Origin of the sequence: Nitrospira sp. (assembly GCA_005116745.1) — a bacterium.
GTDB lineage: Bacteria > Nitrospirota > Nitrospiria > Nitrospirales > Nitrospiraceae > Nitrospira_D.
The window spans coordinates 145,976-166,183 of sequence record SWDS01000002.1 but is presented as its reverse complement, the minus strand read 5'-3'; the positions used below and the strand labels follow the sequence as shown (position 1 = coordinate 166,183).

Annotated in this window: 18 protein-coding genes; 17 read left to right on the top strand and 1 reads right to left on the bottom strand. The window is 55.5% G+C overall.

Annotated features, from left to right (window positions below; all coding sequences use genetic code 11):
- Window positions 1-158: 158 nt before the first annotated feature.
- Window positions 159-1,046: a UTP--glucose-1-phosphate uridylyltransferase GalU gene (gene galU / locus E8D52_02865; GenBank protein ID TKB70360.1), complete on the bottom strand. Its 888-nt coding sequence runs from the start codon at window positions 1,044-1,046 to the stop codon at window positions 159-161.
- 555 nt (window positions 1,047-1,601) lie between these two features.
- Here galU and bamA point away from each other — a divergent pair.
- From bamA to E8D52_02780, 17 genes are all read left to right on the top strand, one after another.
- Window positions 1,602-3,887: an outer membrane protein assembly factor BamA gene (bamA, locus tag E8D52_02860; protein TKB70359.1), complete on the top strand. Its 2,286-nt coding sequence runs from the start codon at window positions 1,602-1,604 to the stop codon at window positions 3,885-3,887.
- On the top strand, window positions 3,814-4,479 hold the full coding sequence (locus E8D52_02855; protein ID TKB70009.1) for an OmpH family outer membrane protein: 666 nt from the start codon (window positions 3,814-3,816) through the stop codon (window positions 4,477-4,479). Before bamA ends, E8D52_02855 begins: the two co-directional genes overlap by 74 nt.
- A gap of 19 nt (window positions 4,480-4,498) precedes the next feature.
- Window positions 4,499-5,041, top strand: coding sequence for an OmpH family outer membrane protein (locus E8D52_02850; GenBank protein TKB70008.1), 543 nt, complete (start codon window positions 4,499-4,501; stop codon window positions 5,039-5,041).
- 38 nt (window positions 5,042-5,079) lie between these two features.
- Window positions 5,080-5,532, top strand: coding sequence for a 3-hydroxyacyl-ACP dehydratase FabZ (gene fabZ / locus E8D52_02845; protein ID TKB70007.1), 453 nt, complete (start codon window positions 5,080-5,082; stop codon window positions 5,530-5,532).
- A 113-nt stretch (window positions 5,533-5,645) separates the two neighbouring features.
- Window positions 5,646-6,464, top strand: coding sequence for an acyl-ACP--UDP-N-acetylglucosamine O-acyltransferase (gene lpxA, locus E8D52_02840; protein ID TKB70006.1), 819 nt, complete (start codon window positions 5,646-5,648; stop codon window positions 6,462-6,464).
- Window positions 6,465-6,489: 25 nt separating this feature from the next.
- Window positions 6,490-7,332: an LpxI family protein gene (locus E8D52_02835; GenBank protein ID TKB70005.1), complete on the top strand. Its 843-nt coding sequence runs from the start codon at window positions 6,490-6,492 to the stop codon at window positions 7,330-7,332.
- Window positions 7,333-7,436: 104 nt separating this feature from the next.
- Entirely contained in the window at window positions 7,437-8,384 is a 948-nt protein-coding gene (locus E8D52_02830) for a Gfo/Idh/MocA family oxidoreductase (GenBank protein TKB70004.1), read from the top strand.
- A gap of 85 nt (window positions 8,385-8,469) precedes the next feature.
- Window positions 8,470-9,600, top strand: coding sequence for a lipid-A-disaccharide synthase (locus tag E8D52_02825; GenBank protein TKB70003.1), 1,131 nt, complete (start codon window positions 8,470-8,472; stop codon window positions 9,598-9,600).
- A complete protein-coding gene (gene msbA / locus E8D52_02820) occupies window positions 9,588-11,336 on the top strand; it encodes a lipid A export permease/ATP-binding protein MsbA (GenBank protein TKB70002.1) in 1,749 nt (582 codons plus the stop codon). The genes E8D52_02825 and msbA overlap by 13 nt, the downstream gene beginning before the upstream one ends.
- A gap of 4 nt (window positions 11,337-11,340) precedes the next feature.
- Complete coding sequence (locus tag E8D52_02815; protein TKB70001.1) at window positions 11,341-11,964, top strand: DUF374 domain-containing protein; 624 nt, start codon at window positions 11,341-11,343, stop codon at window positions 11,962-11,964.
- Window positions 11,965-12,057: 93 nt separating this feature from the next.
- Window positions 12,058-13,422 carry a 3-deoxy-D-manno-octulosonic acid transferase gene (locus E8D52_02810; protein ID TKB70000.1) on the top strand — a complete coding sequence of 455 codons (1,365 nt, stop codon included), beginning with the start codon at window positions 12,058-12,060 and terminating at the stop codon, window positions 13,420-13,422.
- Window position 13,423: 1 nt separating this feature from the next.
- Entirely contained in the window at window positions 13,424-14,515 is a 1,092-nt protein-coding gene (lpxK, locus tag E8D52_02805) for a tetraacyldisaccharide 4'-kinase (protein TKB69999.1), read from the top strand.
- Window positions 14,508-16,202, top strand: a complete 1,695-nt coding sequence (gene waaF, locus E8D52_02800; protein TKB69998.1) for a lipopolysaccharide heptosyltransferase II — start codon at window positions 14,508-14,510, stop codon at window positions 16,200-16,202. Before lpxK ends, waaF (E8D52_02800) begins: the two co-directional genes overlap by 8 nt.
- A gap of 117 nt (window positions 16,203-16,319) precedes the next feature.
- On the top strand, window positions 16,320-17,321 hold the full coding sequence (locus tag E8D52_02795; GenBank protein TKB69997.1) for a class I SAM-dependent methyltransferase: 1,002 nt from the start codon (window positions 16,320-16,322) through the stop codon (window positions 17,319-17,321).
- Window positions 17,322-17,342: 21 nt separating this feature from the next.
- On the top strand, window positions 17,343-18,482 hold the full coding sequence (waaF, locus tag E8D52_02790) for a lipopolysaccharide heptosyltransferase II (GenBank protein TKB69996.1): 1,140 nt from the start codon (window positions 17,343-17,345) through the stop codon (window positions 18,480-18,482).
- Complete coding sequence (locus E8D52_02785) at window positions 18,473-19,498, top strand: glycosyltransferase family 9 protein (GenBank protein TKB69995.1); 1,026 nt, start codon at window positions 18,473-18,475, stop codon at window positions 19,496-19,498. Before waaF (E8D52_02790) ends, E8D52_02785 begins: the two co-directional genes overlap by 10 nt.
- Window positions 19,499-19,603: 105 nt before the next feature.
- Entirely contained in the window at window positions 19,604-20,191 is a 588-nt protein-coding gene (locus E8D52_02780; GenBank protein TKB69994.1) for a winged helix-turn-helix transcriptional regulator, read from the top strand.
- The last annotated feature ends 17 nt before the right edge of the window (window positions 20,192-20,208 follow it).

Here is a 20,208-nt window from a genome sequence, read left to right as displayed (position 1 = left end):
ACGCGCCTGGGCAACATGCGCTCTCGCCTTAGGAGTCTCAGTGTTCCATCCGATGGAAGCGCGCACCGGGTTCGACAATCCATCCGAATGATCACGTTGGATGCAGAATAGTCGTTGCTGGGAGTCTCGCGACTGAGTCACCACCACGACCGATGGAATCATGCCCGACGATTACTCGAATCGGTGTGCATCCTGGTCGAAAGATAGTCGCGGAATTCTGCTCCCAATGTCGGGTTCTTCAACCCAAACTCAACGGTGGCGATTAAAAATCCCAACTTGTCCCCGGCATCATGGCGCTGTCCCTCTATCTCAAGCGCAAACATCGGAGATTTTCTTGCCAGGGTCCTCAGCGCATCGGTCAGCTGAATTTCTCCGTTCTTTCCAGGAGGAGTTTTTCTTAGGATCGGGAAAATTTCAGGAGGAAGGATATACCGGCCGATTACGGCGAGGGTGGAGGGGGCATCGGTCGGCGATGGCTTCTCAACCAAATCTTCGACCCGGTGCAGACCGCGAGCGAGGCGCTTGGGCGTCACGATGCCGTATCGGCTGACGTCTGCCTTGGGAACTTCCTGTACTCCGAGAACTGCCCCATGGCGCTTTTTATAGATGTGGATCAACTGCGCAAGCCCTGGAACATCGGCGTCAATGATCTCATCCCCGAGAATGACGGCGAACGGTTCGTCGCCGATCAGGTGTTGCGCGCACAACACGGCGTGTCCCAAGCCAAGGGCTTCGGACTGCCGCACGTAACAGAAGTTCGCGAGGTTCGAGATCTGTCGGATTTGATGGAGCACCTGACTCTTGCCGGTGCCTTTCAGATTTTCTTCCAACTCGACGGAACGATCGAAGTGATCTTCAATCGCGCGTTTGCCACGGCCGGTAATCACGATGATGTCTTCAATCCCAGAAGCCACCGCTTCTTCGACCGTATATTGAATGAGTGGTTTGTCGACTAACGGCAGCATCTCCTTGGGAGATGCCTTCGTGGCAGGAAGGAACCGCGTCCCAAGACCGGCGGCTGGAATGATTGCTTTTCTGACCGTCAGACGTGACATGAAAAGATAGTATGTGATGGGGGGAGTGAAGTCAAGAAACGGACGAACTCATCGCATCGAACACAACGGTGTCGTTTCCATGAGAGAGAACACGAGCGATATTCATGAACGATGCGTGTCGCACACAGACTTTTTTGCATCGATGACCGTCGGCGAGGATCGATGCATCATCTGTCGGAGAGCTACGGAATTTAGCGCGGAGTAAAGAGATATGCACGTCGAGTCCGACCAGAAGGGGCGGACGCTTCTTTACAATGCAGGATGACCTCAATATAATCCGGAAGTTTTGCGCGGTCGGGTGACGTGAGAGCTGCTCACGTGGTAGAGCTGTCTGGCTTCGGATTTCCGGCGAGAACACCTCCTGTGGCTCAGCGCGTTCTCTGGAGCGGGACAGACTGACTCATAGGAAGTTGGCGTACGGTCGATAACGGAGAGGACCTGTGTGATGGTTTCAACTGCATCATCCATCCCCATACTTCGTTACAGGAATCCGTATCGGTGACCGAGCATGCCGTCTACAGGCTTCGATCGTTTGTGGTCGCGGTCATGGTTGTTTCTGTGTTGTGGAGTGTGCTCGAAGCACTCGCTCAGACTCCTGAACTCAAGGTCGCCTCGATTGATATTCGGGGAGCCAAACGAATCGAAATGCCGGCGATTGCTGGTCGACTCACGCTGAAAGCTGGTGATCGCTATATGCCGGACCATGTGCGTGGACAGGTGAAGATTTTATACGATACGGGATTTTTCGAGGATGTGCAGGTTGAAACCGAATCGATGGCCGAGGGGATGGCGGTGACCTTTGTTGTGCAGGAGAAGCCGTTCATCACCGAGATCGTTTTCGATGGTAACCAGCAGTTGACCGAGGAGAAGTTGAAAGAAAAAACGACCATCAAGAGCCAGACATTTCTTGATCAACAACAGGTGAAGGAAAGCGCCGAGACCATCCGGCGAGTCTATCAGCATGACGGCTATTACAATGCGCAGGTCGTTCCCGTGATCGAGGCATTAGATGAGGATCGGAAGCGTCTCACCTTTCATATTACGGAAGGGGAGAAAGCCAAGATCAAGACGGTGATATTCGAAGGACTGCGTGCGGCGACGAAGACCGAGATGCTCAGTGTCATGTCGACGCGGGAATGGATCCCTTGGTATGGCTTCTTCACGAAGTTCAAGCTGCCGTCGATGGTGTCCGACGCGGGCGTCTTGAAACACGAGGAGGTGGGTAATGATGTGGAGCGCATTCGGGAAGTACTCCTGAATAAAGGGTATTTCAATGTTCGGGTCGGCCAGCCCTCGGTGGAGCTTACTGAAGATAAAAAATGGTTCACGGTCAGTTACCCCATTACCGAAGGAGAGCCCTTCACCATCGCTGAGATAGGGTTTCGAGGATACACGGTGTTTGAAGACCCTGAGCTTCGAGTGGGATTGAGGATCAAGGATGGTGAGATCTTTCAGCGTGCCAAAATCCGAGATGAGATCTCACGAATTACGGATTTGTATGGGAGTAAGGGGTATTCATTCGCCGAAGTCGTGCCCAATGTGAATCCAAACAATGAAGAACGGACCGTGACCATCATCTTCAGCATCAAAGAAGGGGAGATGATGCGGATCCGGCAGATCAATATCTACGGGAATGACAAAACACGAGACAACGTCATCCGTCGAGAAATCAGAGTCGACGAACAGGATGTGATCGACACCGCTTCTCTGAAGCGAAGTTTTCAGCGATTGAACAACTTGAATTTCTTCGAGACAGTCGAAATCCTGCCCGCCCAAGTCGCACCTGACAAGGTCGATCTGAACGTGCGAGTGAAAGAAAAACCGACGGGGATGTTCAGCCTCGGCGGTGGGTTCAGTACGCTGGATCGACTGGTGGCGATCGCCGATATTACCCAAGGGAATTTGGGTGGATACGGCTATATGGGTCGCATCCGAGGGCAACTGGGCCAGCGAAGAAGTCTCGGGTCCATTACCTTCCGCAATCCCTATTTGAATGACTCCTTGACCTCGCTGCAGGTCGATGGGTATCGCAGTATGACGAACTATCTTTCCTATTTTGAAGAACGAACCGGTGGAAATGTCACACTTGGCCGTTGGTTGTCAGAATATGTGACGGGGAGTGTCAGCATCTTTGGAGAACAAATCACGTTCAGGAACCCTCAATTCGGTATCTGTACACCTGGGGCTGAGCTGGTACCCATCGTCTGTCAACAGTTGGGGACACAGTCGTCGACGGGGTTTCGATTTGCGCTGTTTCGGGATACCAGAGACTATTACCTTGATCCGAGATCTGGCTGGCGCATCGGTGGAGGGTTTGATATCGGAACACCCTATATGGGTGGGACCAACAACTTTATTAAGTATCACGTGGATGTCATCAAGGTGACCCCGCTTCCGTTCGACATGAGGGTTTCGCTGCGGGCTCGCTATGGAGAGGTTCAAGCGCTTGGTGGAACGACGCGGATTCCGCTCAGTGAGCGATTTTTTGTGGGCGGAATCAACACCATGCGCGGGTTCGCGTTCGGACGAGCTGGTCCTGTCGTTTCCACGACTCGTGCTCCATTCGGTGCCGCCAAGCAATTGATTTTCAATGCCGAACTGATTTTCACGATTTCTTCCGAGGCGAAATTGAACGGGGTGATCTTTTTCGATTATGGCAAAGGGTTCGAGGAGGATGAACCGTTGTCGATCAATTTGCGGCCCGCTGCGGGTCTCGAAGGGCGGTGGATCTCTCCCTTCGGTCCCTTGCGAGTGGCCTATGGGATTAATCTTGATGCGCGAACCGGTGAGCGAGCCGGCGTGTTCGAGTTTACGATCGGAACCTTATTTTAGTCGGAGTTTACGCGTGGTACGTTGGAACGGGAATCGGTGGAAGCGAGCGGCGGGACGAATCGAATGGACAGCAATGTCGGCTGCGGTCGCCGTCATGCTGGCTCTGAGTGGAGGATGCGCTGGAGGTGGAGGAAAAATAGACGGGAAGGTGGCGGTGATCAATTTACAGCGCTTGCTCAGCGAGACGAGTGCGGGCAAGAAGGTGAAGGAGAACCTGGCCGGCTTTTCGAAAAATCGACAGGCGTTGATGGAGATGGAGGAAAAGGAGTTACGGCGGATGGAAGAGGACTTTGTCAAACAGTCCTCCGTTCTGAGCCCCACCGCGAAACGAGAGCGGGAGGAACAGTTTCGCCGACGCATGCAGGAGTACCAGCAAAAGGCTTCCGAATTGAATCGGGAAGTCCAAGAAAAACAAAAAGATGTTCTGGAAGGATTTCGTGACAAGAGCGAAACGGTTGTCGCGAAGGTCGCCAAGCGTCTTGGATTGCAGGTTGTTGTCGACAGGAGTAGGGGTGGGCCGACGATCTATCATGAAGAAGGTCTGGACATTTCAGGCCAGGTCATCGAAGAGTTCAATAGAGAATACCCTTAGTTTCTGAGGGAGGTGGGTTATGATGGGTGTAGCGCGGGCGACATGGTTAGGCGTTGCGGTATTACTGGTGCAGGGAGTTGCGCCGCTCCATGCAGGCGAGGTGTTTCGGGTCGGGGTCATGGATCAGCAGATGGTGATAGAGCGAACCAAGTCTGGGAAGCTGGCCTTGGAAGAGGTGAAGGGATACTCCATGACCAGACAAAAGATCATTCATGGCGATGAGCAAGAGTTAAAGGACTTGGAGCAGTCCTTACAAGATCCGAACGTCAAGCTTGCGGACCAGGCACGGCAAGAGAAAGAAGAGCAGTTACGCGGCAAGATGGAAGCGTTTCAGCGTCGGCTTCAAGAGTTCAATCGTGAAGTTCAACAAAAGCAGCGCGAAATGGTCGTGGAATATGCGCAAAAAATCGCCGCCGCCGCGCAGGCGGTGGCTCAGAAAGATGGATATACGGCTATTCTCGATAAGGGCAATGAAGCGCTCATCCGTATTGTCCTCTATCATCAGCCAGCGCTAGATGTGACAGATTCGATCATCAAGGAATTTGATCGACAGAATCCCTAGACGGTAGTTCTATTCAGGATGGAGAGGAGGCAGAGCCCATGGCATCGGTCGAACAGGCTGAGATTCAGGCGTTACTTCCCCACCGATATCCGTTCCTACTGGTGGATCGAGTCAAAGAGTTTGAACCGCATAAAAGCATCGTCGGCATCAAAAACGTGACGATCAATGAGCCGTTCTTTCAAGGACACTTTCCAGGCCGCCCGGTGATGCCGGGGGTGCTGATTGTCGAAGCCATGGCCCAGGTGGGTGGCGTGCTGGTCTTCAAGTCGGGAGGGACAGTCGGAAAGACCATTATGTATCTAACGGGTATTGAGGAGGCCAAGTTCAGACGACCGGTGGTCCCGGGCGATCAGCTGCGTATTGAAATCGAGGTCATCAAGAAGCGTCCGCCATTCTGGAAAATGCAAGGGAAGGCCTATGTAGACAATGAAATGGTCTGTGACGCCGTGATGACGGCAATGGTGATGGAGGAGAAGGCGGACACGAAATAATCGGGTTTGATGAGTACTCGATTCCTGAAGCGTACGGTCGGCGTGTAGGCCAGGCAGTGATCCGGCAGTTGACGAATGGCCGGTGAGGTTTGACGCGAGTAAAGGGGGCATGCGTGAAGATACATCCAACAGCGATCATTCATCCCAAGGCGAGCCTCGATCATAACGTGGAAATTGGGCCGTTCTGCGTTGTGGGAGAGCACGTCGTGATCGGAAAGGGGAGCCGACTTCTTTCCCATGCGATTATCGATGGGTGGACGGAAATTGGGGAGCGGAATGAAGTGCATCCGTTTGCTTCGATCGGAGGGCCTCCACAGCACCTTGGCTATAAAGGGGAACCGACTAAAGTCGTCATCGGCCATGACAACATCATCCGCGAATATGTCACGATCAATCGGGGAACGACCCAGGGAGGGGGCGTGACCTCTCTTGGATCCAAGGGCATTCTGATGGCCTACGTGCATGTGGCGCATGATTGCCGGCTCGGTGACCATATCATTATGGCGAATGCGGCAAGCCTGGCGGGACATATTACCATCGGTGATCATGCGGTTATCGGAGGCTTGACCGGTGTTCTTCAGTTTGTGCGTATCGGAGACTATGTGATGATCGGAGGGTGTTGTGCGATCGGCCAGGATATCCCTCCGTTTGCATTTGCAGCCGGCGGGTATCGCGCACATCTGTACGGCCTCAATTCGGTCGGTTTGCAACGGCATGGTTTCTCGGTGGACCGGATCGCTTTGTTGAAGAAGGCATTTGACTTGCTGTTCCGATCGGGACATCGGACAGCCGAGGCGGTACGATTGGCAAAAAAGGAATTTAAAGGACAGGCGGATGTGGCCAAGGTCCTCACGTTTATGGAGGGAACCAAACGTGGCATCTCAAGGGCTGTCAACCATGACCTAGAGCGCGAGTTTGATCAACCGGTGTGAGCTCTCAGCCACTATGACCTTGGCCATGTCTATAGCAGACGGTCGAATCGGGGTGATCGCCGGGAACGGACGATTTCCGATCATCTTTGCGGATAACGCTCGCAAAATGGGCCTTCAAGTCTATGCGGTGGCTCATGAGGGCGAGACTGAACCGGAGCTCGAACAGCATGTCGATCGGATCCATTGGGTCAAGATTGGCCAGCTCAACAAGTTGATCAATGCGTTCAAGGCCGACGGCGTCCGGAATGTGGTCATGCTGGGGGGCATCAAGAAAACGCATGTCTATAGCCATGCCCGTCCTGATTTTCGAGTGCTCGCGCTCGCCACGAAATTGGCCCTCTGGAAGGATGACGATATTCTACGCGCACTTGCTGCAGAACTCGAGAAGGATGGCATCACCATTTGCGAGTCGACGTTCGGTCTGGAAGGGATCTTGGTTGAGGAAGGGACGCTCACGTCGCGTCAACCAACTAAGAAGGAGTGGGTGGACATCCGTTATGGCTGGGACGTGGCTAAAGAGACGGGGCGCCTCGACATCGGCCAATGCGTTGTGATTAAAGACCGTGTCGTCGTGGCAGTCGAAGCGGTCGAAGGGACCGATGAAGCGATCAAGCGTGGCGGCGAGCTGGCTAAGGATGGTGCGGTTGTGGTGAAGCGGAGCAAACCGCAGCAGGATCTCCGGTTTGACCTGCCGGCCGTGGGTCCCAGGACGATCGAGGTCATGCAATCCGTCAAGGCGTCGGTGCTGGCCGTTGAGGCTGGTCGATGCGTGATGCTGGATCGAGAAGTGCTCCTCCGCACTGCGGAGGAAGCCGGCATCGCCGTCGTTGGCCTTGCTCGTGAAGAGGAGCCGAGCCCAGCGGCCTGAGTCAACGAAGACGGTTTGGAATCTGAAGATCTGTTGATCGATTGATTTCAGAAACTCAATACATCAATCGATCAAGAAATTCCCCAATTCAGTCCACGAGGTGTATGGTCAAGCTCCGTGCCGGTGTCATCGGGGTCGGGCATCTCGGTCAACACCATGCACGCCTCTATGCCTCATTGCCAGATTCGACACTGGTTGGCGTGATCGACCAAGACCAGGGGCGAGCCTCTGTCATTGCCCAGAAGCATGGCGCACAGGTATTCAGTGATCTGCCAGGTTTCCTGAAGCAGGTTGAGGTCGTCAGTATCGCCATCCCCACATCCAGTCACTATTCCGTGACCAAAGCCTGTCTTGAAGCCGGGAAACATGTACTGGTGGAGAAGCCGATCGCCGTTCTGCCGGTTGAGGCACGGGAGCTGGTGGAGTTGGCAACACGCAATCGATGTACGCTGCAAGTAGGGCATAGTGAGCGTTTCAATCCTATTCTGCAGTTGATGCGGCCATATATTCGGAAACCGGTGTTGTTCGAGTGCCATCGACTGGGGACCTACAGCGGGCGTGGCACCGACGTTGATGTCGTTCTGGATGTGATGATTCACGACCTTGACTTGGTGCTGTCCTTCGATCCAGGCCCTGTCGAAGATGTGCGGGCGGCTGGAGTGACGATGCTTTCCTCGACCAGTGATGTGTCTAATGCACGTGTTCAGTTTAGGAGTGGGTGTGTCGTCAACCTTACCGCAAGTCGAATCTCACCAAAGGCAACGCGACAATGGCATGTATTCCAAGGCGATGGGTGTGTGTCGATTGATTTCCAGTCTCGCCAGGGCGTGATCGGACGCCGATCGCTTGGATCTGGCGGAAAGCCTATGATGGCAGCTGAAGAGGTACAAGCCGGAGACGGTGAGCCGTTAAAACTACAGCTGGAATCGTTTCTCCACGCGATTCATTTGGAATCTCGCCCAATCGTGTCCGGCGAGGACGGGGTTGCGGCTCTGGAACTGGCCCATCGCGTGCTGTCGGCAATGGGAGTATCGTTGCCTCACAAGACATGAGACCATCTCCACGGATCAACCGTCACGTGCCTTCTCAGCCGCGTGTATCGAATCGCAGTCACTGTCTGTGCTCCAATAAATCGTCATGCCGCGTATCCTGATCATTACTGGTGAAGCCTCCGGCGACCTCCACGGAGCTAATCTGGCCAAGGCGCTCAGAGCCAAGGACCCTCAGGTCTCGCTTGCCGGGATCGGAGGGGCAGCGATGGAGGCGGCCGGTGTGCAATTGGTCTGCAAGATGGGGCAGTTCGATGTGATGGGGATGGTCGGGCCCTTGGTGTTGGTGGCGATCATGCGACGGTTTTTCTTCATGCGACGGTTGTTTCGGTCCGAACCATGGGATGCGGTCATCTTTGTCGATAACCCCGGATTAAACTTACGGTACGCCTACTTCGCCAAGGGCGCTGGGTTGCGCGTGTTCTATTATGTTGCGCCGCAGATTTGGGCCTGGGGGGCCTGGCGGATGTACTGGATCAAGAAACGAGTTGATCAGGTGTTGGTCATTCTGCCTTTTGAAAAGCCTCTCTATGACAGCGCGGGTATGCGCTGCACATTTGTCGGCCATCCCATCCTGGATGCAGTCGAAGGATCCTACGATCGGACGGCGCTGCGCAGCAGATTTGGCTTCGCTCAGGATGAGCGGGTGATTGGCTTGTTGCCGGGGAGTCGCGTACATGAGGTACAGGCTCTGTTGCCGATCCTGATCAGGGCCGCAGAGCAATTGGCTCACCAGGCGCCAAAAACAAAGTTTATCTTGGCGCAGGCCTCCACAATTCAGGATAATCTGCTGCAGCCACTCTTGCGGCACAGTTCGGTTCCTGTCACTCTGGTCAAAGAACAAGCCAGTGAAGTGATGGCCGTATCCGATGTGGTGCTGGTGGCGTCGGGGACAGCCACGCTGCAAGCCGCCGTCGTGGGCACGCCTATGGTGTTGATCTATCGAACATCAGAATTGGAATATTGGATCGCGAGTTTCTTTCTCCGGGTCAAATGGATTGGACTGGTGAATTTGGTGGCAGGTCGATCCGTCGTGCCGGAGTTGTTGCAGGATGAGGCTACCGGTCAGCGTCTTTACGAGGAGGCGCTGCGGATCTTGGAAGATCCCGCAGCCTATGCAGAAATGAAGCGGAGCTTGGCACAAGTACGAGACGCGTTGGGTGAACCAGGCGCGTCTGTTCGAGCGGCAGAACTGGTGTTGACGGCATGTCAGGCCTAGAACGATTTAAGCGACTCATGCGGTATGTCCGCCCGTATCGGGCGAGGTTTTTGGGTGGGTTCGCCTGCTCCGGGATGGTGGCAATCTTGACCGGGGTGTATGCCTGGTTAGCACGTCCAGTGCTCGACGGGATCTTCATCGAAAAAAATGAACAGTTGCTGATGGTCTTGCCGTTGGCGATATTGGCCGTTGCGGCAGTGAAGGCCCTCTTCAGCTATGGGGTCGGGTACCTGATGGCGTATGTGGGGAATCGAGTGGTGGCAGACATTCGACAAGAGTTGTTTCAGCAGCTCATGCGCATGCCGATCGGATTTCACGACTCCAACACGTCGGGTCGTTTGGTGTCGCGGATCGTGAACGATGTTGGGTTGATGGCGAATGCGGCGTCAAGTGTCGTCAAAGACATGTTTCAAAATGTTCTGACATTTCTGGCGATGGTCGGTGTGATTCTCTATCAGGACTGGAAATTGGCGGGCATCTCGCTGATCGTGATTCCGCTTGCGGGGCTGACGATGGTTCGCGTGGGGAAGCGGTTGAAGAAATTGGCGGCGAGTGGACAAGCCCAGATGGGCGATATGTCGTCAACACTCCAAGAAACGTTTGCCGGCATCAGGGTCGTGAAGGCCTTCGGTCGTGAAGACGCAGAAGCCGAGCGATTTCAAGCGCGAAACCAGGCCTTTCTGGCCACCACCTTGAAAACGAATCAGGTCTGGTCGATCGGCCATTCGCATATGGAAGTCATTGGCGTGATCAGTATTGCGGTCATTATTTGGTATGGCGGCTATCTCGTCATCAACGGGACGATGACGCCCGGTGCGTTTTTTTCGTTCATGGCTGCCATGTTATTGGCCTATACCCCAGTGCGGAAGTTGTCTGGGGCCAACAATCTGATCCAGCAAGCCCTGGCTGCGGCTGAACGCGTCTTTGATGTGTTGGACATGAAGACGGAACAGGCACAGACCCAGGGGATGGTCCCGTTGGCTGGAATCCACCGTGCCATTGAATTTCAGGGTGTCTCCTTGCGATATGAGGGCCAGAAGATTCCCGCGCTGACCAAAGTTGATCTCACCATCACGCCCGGGGAAGTGATTGCGCTTGTCGGGAGCAGTGGAAGTGGAAAGACCACGTTAGTCAGTTTGTTGCCGCGGTTCTATGAGCCGACTACAGGCCGTATTGTGATCGACGGTGTTCCGCTTGACTCGTACGAGTTACAGTCATTACGCGCTCATATCGGGATCGTGTCGCAAGAGATTGTGCTGTTCGATGATACCATCCGGAACAACATTGCTTTTGGACGAACAGGGGCCAGTCAGGCTGAGGTTGAACAGGCGGCCAAACTGGCCTATGCGCATGACTTCATTCTTCGGATCCCGGACGGGTATGATGCCCTCATCGGAGAACGAGGGCTTAAGCTTTCGGGGGGCGAGCGCCAGCGCCTGGCCATCGCCCGCGCGCTGCTTCGCGACCCGCCATTGCTGATCCTGGATGAAGCGACGTCGGCGTTGGATACGGAGTCTGAACGGATCGTGCAGTTGGCCTTGACGAACTTAATGAAGAATCGAACGACGTTGGTGATTGCTCATCGGCTGTCGACCATTCAAAATGCGGATCGCATTGTGGTCTTGGACGGTGGGACGATCGTTGAAGTAGGCTCGCACGAGGATCTGCTTCGGCAGGGAGGAAGCTATCACCGTTTGCACACGTTGCAGTTTCAATCCGAAGAATTGGCGCATTGATTCTATGAAGAAATCGTTTTTGGTCAGATGGCTGAAGCTTTCTGTGCTGCCTCCGGTGGGAGCGGCACTGATTCGTGGTATTGCCCGCACGATGCGCTACGAGACGAGAGGACAGGAAGCGGTCGATGCCTTGTATCGTGAAGGAGGGCACGCCATTACCGCATTTTGGCATGCACAGCAATTGATGATTCCGTTCGGGTACCGAGGACCGGGTGCCCATGTGTTGATCAGCCAGCATGGGGATGGAGAGATTATTGCGCGTATCATCACTCGATTCGGTCATGGGGCCGTGCGTGGATCCAGTACGCGCGGCGGGGCCAATGCCCTACGCGCATTGATTAAATTAGCTCGATCCGGCCAAGATGTTGCGGTGACGCCGGATGGCCCGAAAGGGCCGCGTCACGTTGCCAAGCTGGGGGTGATCCAGCTGGCGAAAGCCTCGGGACTTCCGATCGTGCCAATAGCCTTTGCCTGCTCAAAAAAAAACTCTTTGCGAGCTGGGACCTCTACATGGTCCCCTATCCGTTTTCGACCGGTGTCTTTTGCTACGGACGTCCGCTCTGGGTCTCACGTGAGGCCGATGAGGCGGCGCTCGAAACAGCTCGGGTGGAACTTGAGACCGTGTTGAATCAGTTGACGGATCAGGCAGAAAATGATGTGGGTGTAAAAGGTAAGGCATGAGATGTAAGAGGCGCAGGCATTAAACAGGGCGTCTCACCTTTTGCCTCGTACGGTTCACTTCGTTCTCATGTGGAAGCTGCTCTATAACATCGGTCTTCTTCTTGCTGCCCCAGTGATTATTGCTGTGCTGCTGGCCAAACCCCGCTGCCGCCCTGGTTTTTTTCAGCGGATGGGTTGGCACATTCATCCTTCCGATCGCCACACGACAGCGTCGCCGCTTGTGTGGATTCACGCGGTGTCTCTCGGTGAGGTTGTGGCCGCGACGCCGTTGGTGAAGGCGTTGCACGAACGTCATCCTGAGTGTCGGTATATTGTCACGACGGTGACTGAAACCGGCCGAGAGGCGGTAGAACAGCGCTTAGGCGGTATTGCCGAGCACCGGTATGCTCCGCTTGACTTTCCCTGGGCTGTGGCTCGGATGATCCGCAGTCTGCGGCCGGTGCTGTATGTGTTTGTCGAGACGGAGTTATGGCCGAACTTATTGTGGACGTTACGAGCACAGGATGTGCCCTCGGTGTTGGTAAACGGGCGGTTGTCGTCGCGGTCATTTGGCCGTCAGGACTTGCCCGTGATTCGCTCTTTGTATCGATCTATACTTCAAACGCTCACACTCTGTCTCATGCAATCTGATAGAGATCGACAGCGTATTGTTGCGTTAGGCGCTGAGCCGTCACGCGTTCATGTGACTAGTAATATCAAGTTTGATCAGCCTCTCCCGGACGTTCGCTCGCATGAATCGCTCCGTCAGAGCTTTGGGCTCGATGAGCATGAACAATTGATGCTCGCGGGTAGCACGCACGCTGGAGAAGAGGAACTGCTGGTGTCGGCCTACCGACATATCGTGAAGACCTATCCCACAACCGTGTTGATGCTGGCGCCACGCCATATCGAGCGAGCGGATCGAGTCGAAGCCGTGCTGCGAGAAGCCGGATTTGCCGTGCAGCGGAGGAGTCGGATTCAGGGGACGCAATCTGGCCCGCGCGTGATCATTTTGGATACGAGAGGAGAGTTGTCTCGCGCATATCGAGACGCTGCCGTGGCATTCGTCGGTGGAACTCTGGTTCCCGTGGGGGGGCACAATTTGTTGGAACCGGCTGCATGGGGTATCCCCGTCATGTTTGGGCCTCATACGGATCATTGCGCCGAGGTCGCGGCACTTCTATCAGAGGCTGGAGGAGGTCGCCGCGTGATGGGAGTGGAGGACCTCGTTACCTCTCTTGAGGAATGGCTTGGTCAGCCTGACACTCGACATCGGATGGGGCAGGCTGCAAGACAGGTGGTGTTGGATAATCAAGGCGCGCTCACACGGAGTCTGGAGTTCATTGAGACTTGCCTCCGTGCGGCTCCGTCGTATTCCGACTCGTGTGTGGCAACGGAGCCGGGACCGCTTGTGGCCAAACACTGACATGGCGTTTTTGCTTCCTGGACAACCAGTTCGCAAAGGGCTGTACTGGGTTGCTGGGTTGTACGGCCTCATCATTCGGTGTCGGCTGTGGTGCTACCGCCAGGGTTGGCTCACGACCACACGGCTACCCTGTTGGGTCGTGAGTGTCGGTAATCTGACAGTCGGGGGGACGGGAAAAACTCCGATCGTCATTCTCCTGACGGAATGGCTGGTGGCCAAGGGGAAACGGGTGGCGATCTTGAGCCGCGGGTACAAACGGACGAGCACGGTGTCCTATCTATTGGTGTCCGATGGATCACGAATGTTGGCCGGTCCAGCGGAGGCCGGGGATGAGCCATTTCTCATGGCGCAGCGTTGCCCACGTGCCATTGTCGCCGTGGGGTCTGATCGAGTTGCGCTTGGCCGGTGGGTGTTGGAACGGTATCCCGTCGACTGCATTGTGCTCGATGATGGCTTTCAGCATCGGTCGCTCCATCGTGATGTCGATCTGGTGCTACTGGATGCCACCGATGCTGCAGGACTGGATGCGCTGCTTCCTGCGGGACGGCTACGGGAACCACTGACTGGATTAGATCGAGCGAGTGCCGTCATGATTACCCGCGCCGATTCACGTCAGGATGTGGAAGAGATTCACAGCCGATTGCGAGCGGTTGTCTGCCTATCTGAGGACGCCATTGAAGTTGTGTTTCGACCGGAGTCCTTTATGGCGGTTGTTTCGGGGGGGCAACAATCGGTTGGCTGGGGCCGAAAGAAAAAGGCTTGGCTGGTGAGCGGGATCGGAAATAGCCACTCATTCCGCCGATCAGCTGAATCGATTGGAATAGAGATCCTTGGTGAAACCGCCTTTGAGGATCATCATCGCTACAGTGACGATGAGATCAGACAGATCCGTGCCACTGTGCAGGCCAATGGGAGTGAGATGGTCTTGACGACTGAGAAGGATGGTGGAAAACTGTCCCCCTTTCTCCAGCCCAGCGACCCCTGGTGGATGCTTCGGCTTGGGACTGAAGTGGTACGCGGAAAAGACCAGCTGCAGCGATTGATCGAGGGACCGTCATCCGACGGGATACAACGGTTGGGAGCTCGTGCGTAAGGATCTGCCCCGGAACATATTGGTGCGGGCGCCGAATTGGATCGGTGATGCCGTGATGTGCGAGCCGGCTATTCATGGGCTGCGGTCACTGTTCCCGGAAGCCGAGATCACGATGCTTGCCAAACGAGCCGTCGCCGAACTGTTCAGTGCGGCTCCAGAGCTGAGTCGAGTCGTGCTGTACGATGACAAGGGGCCTCATGCGGGACTTTCTGGAAAATGGTTGCTGGCGGGTACGTTGCGGCGGCATGGCTTCGATCTGGCAGTGCTCTTTCAGAACGCTTTCGAGGCAGCATTTCTCGCGTGGCTTGCGGGTATTCCGCAGCGATATGGCTATGCCACTGATGGACGAGTCTTTTTTCTGACTACGCCTGTTGCGGTGCCGAGTCGTAGGGGCCATCAAGTCGAGTACTATTGGAACCTGTTGAAGCCTTTAGGGCTGTCTGGCGCTGCATCGTCGCCGACGCTATGTGTGACAGCAGACGAGAGTCGTCAGTTGGATGTCAGGCTCGCTGGGGCCGAGGTCGGCTTGTCAGATATCGTGATTGGCATTAATCCAGGGTCGACCTACGGAAGTGCAAAGCGTTGGTTACCTGAGAGATTCGCTGAAGTCGCGCAGCGACTTGCGGAACGCATAGGGCAGGACGAGAATGCACAGGTGGTCGTGGTCATTCTGGGGGCACGGGGAGAGGAGTCCTTGGGAAAGGACATCGCCGCTCGAATCAATGGGCGATCAGTGGTGCTGTCGGGTGCCACGACCATTCGTGAGTTGATGGCGGTGGTCAAGCGATGCCGCCTACTCATTACCAACGATACAGGGCCGATGCATATCGCTGCGGCGTGCGGTGTGCCGGTCGTGGCGGTGTTTGGTCCTACGGATTCACAGACCACCGCACCCTATGGGCAAGACCGGTCGATTGTGCGGGAAACCGTCGACTGTGCGCCTTGCCTCCTTAGGGAATGCCCGATTGATCACCGCTGCATGACGCGCATCCCCGTTGACCGGGTGTATGAAGTGGCCGTGCAACAGCTGAGCGGTTTGTCTCGTGTATCTGGTCTCTCTCGTCCAGACAACACAGACCAGACGAACATTCTGTCCGGCTACACCATCTTTCTCGATCGAGACGGAACGCTCAATCCTGATTCCGGCTATATCAAGTCTCCCGATCAGTTTGAGTTGTTCCCTGGGGTGTCCGAGGCGCTCGCGCGTCTGAAGCGGGCTGGTGCCCGATTGATCGTCGTCACCAATCAATCGGGAATCGCGCGAGGACTCTTGTCGCGCAAGGATCTCGATGCCGTGCACATGAAACTGAAGCGTCTGCTCGATGGCGCGGGTGTGACACTCGACGCGATCTATTTCTGTCCTCACCATCCTGACGACGGGTGCGAATGTCGAAAACCGAACCGTGGGATGATTGACCAAGCGGTGCGAGAATGCGGGGTGACCCTCGATCACTCTTATCTGATCGGCGATCACAGTCGAGACATCGAATTGGCACAGCGGGTCGGGGTGCGCAGTATCTTAGTGACGACGGGTGTCGTGTCTCCGCAGGACGCAGAAAGACTCAAAGCCTCAGGACCAGCTCCAGCTTGGGTGGCATCCTCGCTGGCGGACGCTGCGGACTGGCTGCTCTCCGATGCAAGCAGGGCGTCCGTACAGATTCGCGGGCGGCAGGTCGCACATATGTGATGGAGTGGAGCGGCGGCGTTCGGCCCGGTCTTGTGTTGGGTGGAGAGCCAGCGTAAGTTATATCGGTAGCAGACGACGGGCAAGGGAGTCGGCTGTGTTGCGCAGCGAGAGAAAACGATGGCAGCGAACCAACCTGTGAACGTGTGTTCCGTTCCATGTAACCTGTGTGGTGGCACCCAGGTGTCGACTCTGTCGAATAAGAGTCGAAGTGGGAAGCCATTGCGGACGGTCATTTGTCAGGCCTGCGGGCTTGTGTGGTCGGACCCACGCCCGCATGACGCCAGGCAGTTTTATGAGGAGGAGTACCGCCTCTCCTACAAACACACTTACCACCCGAAGCCCAAACACGTCTTACGCGCGGGCCATGTGGCCTTGTCGCGATTCGAAAAGATCGAGCCATTGTTGTCGAGTCGGAACGCTGTTCTCGATGTTGGTACCGGGGGAGGAGAGTTCGCCTATCTGCTTCAATCGTTGGGACATGGTGTGAGCGGGATTGAACCGAATAGAGGGTATGCCGACTATTCCATACAGGAATATGGGCTCACAGTTCAGGTCGGGTTCGTGCAAGATGCCGTGTTTCCACCCGAATCGTTCGATGTGGTGACGATCTGGCACGTACTCGAACATACGGAAGATCCGGGTTCCATTCTAGCCCTGCTCCGATCCTGGCTGAAACCGGACGGCACGCTTGTTGTGGAGGTTCCCAATGTCGAGGCAACCTGTCAGGCTCCCAGCAGCACATTCCATGAAGCCCATCTCTATAACTTCAATGTGGTGTCATTACGCCGATTGGCCAAGAAACACGGGTTGTTCGAGACCAAGCATCTGATCTCTCGCGATGGTGGGAATATTACGATGTTTCTGTCGCGCATGGAGCCGCTGGTCCAAGATCGTTACGACGCCTCGATCCCCGGGAATTGCGAATGGATCTCGAGGATCGTGCATCAGCATAGCAATGTGCGACGCCACTTGACGCCTGTGCCGTACCTGCGGGCTTGGCAGCGCCTCTGCCGATCATTTGAAGAGAGGCGTGAAACGGCGGACGCAAAGAGCGGTAAGGCATTGCTCGACACCCTCTATTCGCCTCAGCTTCGCTCCCATTCCGTGGGACGCGGATGAACGGATTCGGACGATGCAAGGATCATCACGCGTGGTCTTGCGTCATTTTTAGGTATTGACGCGCAGGGTTCGCTGGAAGGTCCTCCGGTGTCATCTATCAACCCTCTCAATAGTCGCTTCTCATCGGTGTTGAACAATGCCCGCATCCTGTTGATCAAGCCCAGTTCTCTCGGCGATATCGTGCATGCATTGCCAGTCGTCTCGGCGATCAAAGCACAATGGCCGAGATCACATCTCACGTGGATAGTGAAGCGCCAGTGGGCTGACCTTGTTGAACGGGCAGAGGGGGTTGACCGTGTCTGGCCGGTTGATATGACGGTGGGAAGTTGGATCAGGGAAAGTCGGGCATTGCGCGTACAGCGGTTCGACCTCGCCATCGATCTGCAAGGGCTGTTTCGCAGTGGTATTTTGGCGTGGCTCAGTGGTGCGCCGGCGCGTATTGGCTTCGCGAATGGAAGGGAAGGAAGTCCCTGGTTCTACACCGACTCTGTCCCGGTTACCGATCCCGATATCCATGCGGTCGATCGCTATCTTTCCGTTGTCACGGCGTTGGGGGGATTTCTGCCGGACAAAGCACGATTTGGGTTTAGGCTACGAGAGGAGGACATGGCGACCGTTCGAGAGATTTGTCAACGGCGAGGCCTCACACTAGACAAGCCGTGGGTTGCCGTAAATATTGGAGCGCGCTGGCCGACAAAGCGCTGGCCGCTCGAGTCCTTCGCTGCCGTTGTAGATCAGCTGTACGAGGCACGTCGTGATCCGCTCGTGATGATAGGCGGCTCCGAAGAGCGTGCATTTACGAAGAAGTTGAAAGTCTTGACGAAGTCTCCGTTCATCGACCTGTGCGGTGATATCCCCTTGGGGTGCTTGCCGGCACTGCTTTCGACCGCGACCGCTATGATCACGAATGATTCTGGGCCAATGCACATTGCTGCGGCACTTGGGATTCCGGTGATTGCGATGTTTGGACCGACCAGTGCGGTGCGGACCGGCCCGTATGGGACAGGTCATCAGGTGCTGATCGGGCGAGTCCCCTGTAGACCCTGTTTCAGTCGTATCTGCCGACACGATCCTGAATTGGAATGCCTTCATCTCATTCAGCCTACTCAAGTGGTTGATGTGATACGGCCCTTATTGACGGCTCACGTACCATGTCGATGAATGTCCTGATCGTTCGCCCGGATGGCATCGGCGACGTCTTGCTCTCTCTTCCCGTGGCAACCCAACTCAGGCGGCTTCTGCCTGGGGTTAGGATCGGGTTTCTCACCAGCCCTACCGTCGCGCCCCTTCTTGATCGGCATCCCGACGTGGACTATGTGAGGACAATTTGCTTTACAGATCCATGGAAGGAACTCCGTCACGCCTTTTCGCAGGGAGTTGAGGCAGCTATTTTTTTGAAGCCGTTTCGCCGTCTGATGTGGGCCGCGTGGGTGGCTGGTGTCCCAATTCGCGTGGCCACTGGTTACCGGTGGTATAGCCTATTAGCCAATCGCCGTATCTATGAACATCGCAGCGAGTTTGCAAAGCACGAATCAGAGTACAACGTCGATATGATCCAGGGGTTGGGGTTGCCTCCTCAGCCTGTAAGCCAACCAGTGCTGACTCTAACCGAGGCCGAACGAGCAGCCGGGGCATCTCGGTGGTCGGGATTGCCGAGACCTCGCGTCGTGGTCCACCCAGGAGGAGTTTCCGCACGTCGCTGGCGGCTGGAGCAGTATCGTGACCTGGTCTCGACATTGACAGACAGAGGATATGGCGTGGTGCTGACCGGCAGCGATCAGGAACGAAGAGAGTTTGGGAAAGGTCTGTCGTTGCCTACGGCGTTTCCCTCAGGGGTAGTAGATCTTATGGGGAACCTGTCGCTGCGAGAACTGATGTCGGTAATCGCCGGTGCGCATGTCGTCGTCTCAGGAGCGACAGGACCGGCTCATCTGGCGGCAGCTCTAGGTACTCCCACGGTGACCTTGTTTGATCCTCGACGAAACAATTTGCCGGTGCGGTGGAAACCGCTTGGGGCGGGAGTCTTGCTGCGCCCTGATGTTCCTACGTGCGATAAATGTATCGGCGAGGTCTGTCCCTATTGGGATTGCCTTGATCGATTCACGGTTGCAACTGTCACGTCCGTCGTCTCCAAAGTTTCAGAGGCCCCGTCAGCGCTTACCGTACTTCATCTATAAGCCGGTCCATCGGTGGGGTGGAAGAGTTGTTGCAAGGTGTCGCTCTTGACTCAACTGCGCTTCTATGTTCATATCCTGAACGTTGGAGGATGGAACGCTAACTCTATGAATTTCCAAGGGCAACGAGATCTTCTCTTGCTGGCTGAGGTGGAGCGTGATGGTGCGGTCACACAGCGGTCTCTCTCGACTAAGCTAGGAGTCGCTCTGGGGCTGACCAATCTCTATCTCAAGCGATTGGCGCGGAAGGGGTATATCAAGATCACGACGATTCCCTCACACCGAGCTCGGTATGTGCTGACTCCGCAAGGGTTTGCCGAGAAATCCAGACTGGCCTACCTCTATATGGAGTATTCCCTGTCTCATTACCGTGATATGCGCGCGCGGCTACGAGAAACGCTGTCTCAGGCAGCCAACAACGGAACGAAACGCGTCGTCATCTATGGAACCGGTGAACTTGCTGAGATGGCCTATCTGTCGCTCCGAGAAATGCATATGACTTTGGTTGGATTTGTAGATGATACCCAGCAGGAGTCGTTCTTGTCCTATCCGGTTTGTCAGCCGGAGGCGTTGAGCGGATGGGAGTTCGATGTGGTGTTGCTGGCGGATTTTGACCAAACGGCGGGACACCGTACAACACTCGGACAGTGTCAGGTTCCGGATAGCAAGGTCATCGCGCTGACTCCTACGATGTAAGCGCTGTTAGGCGACCG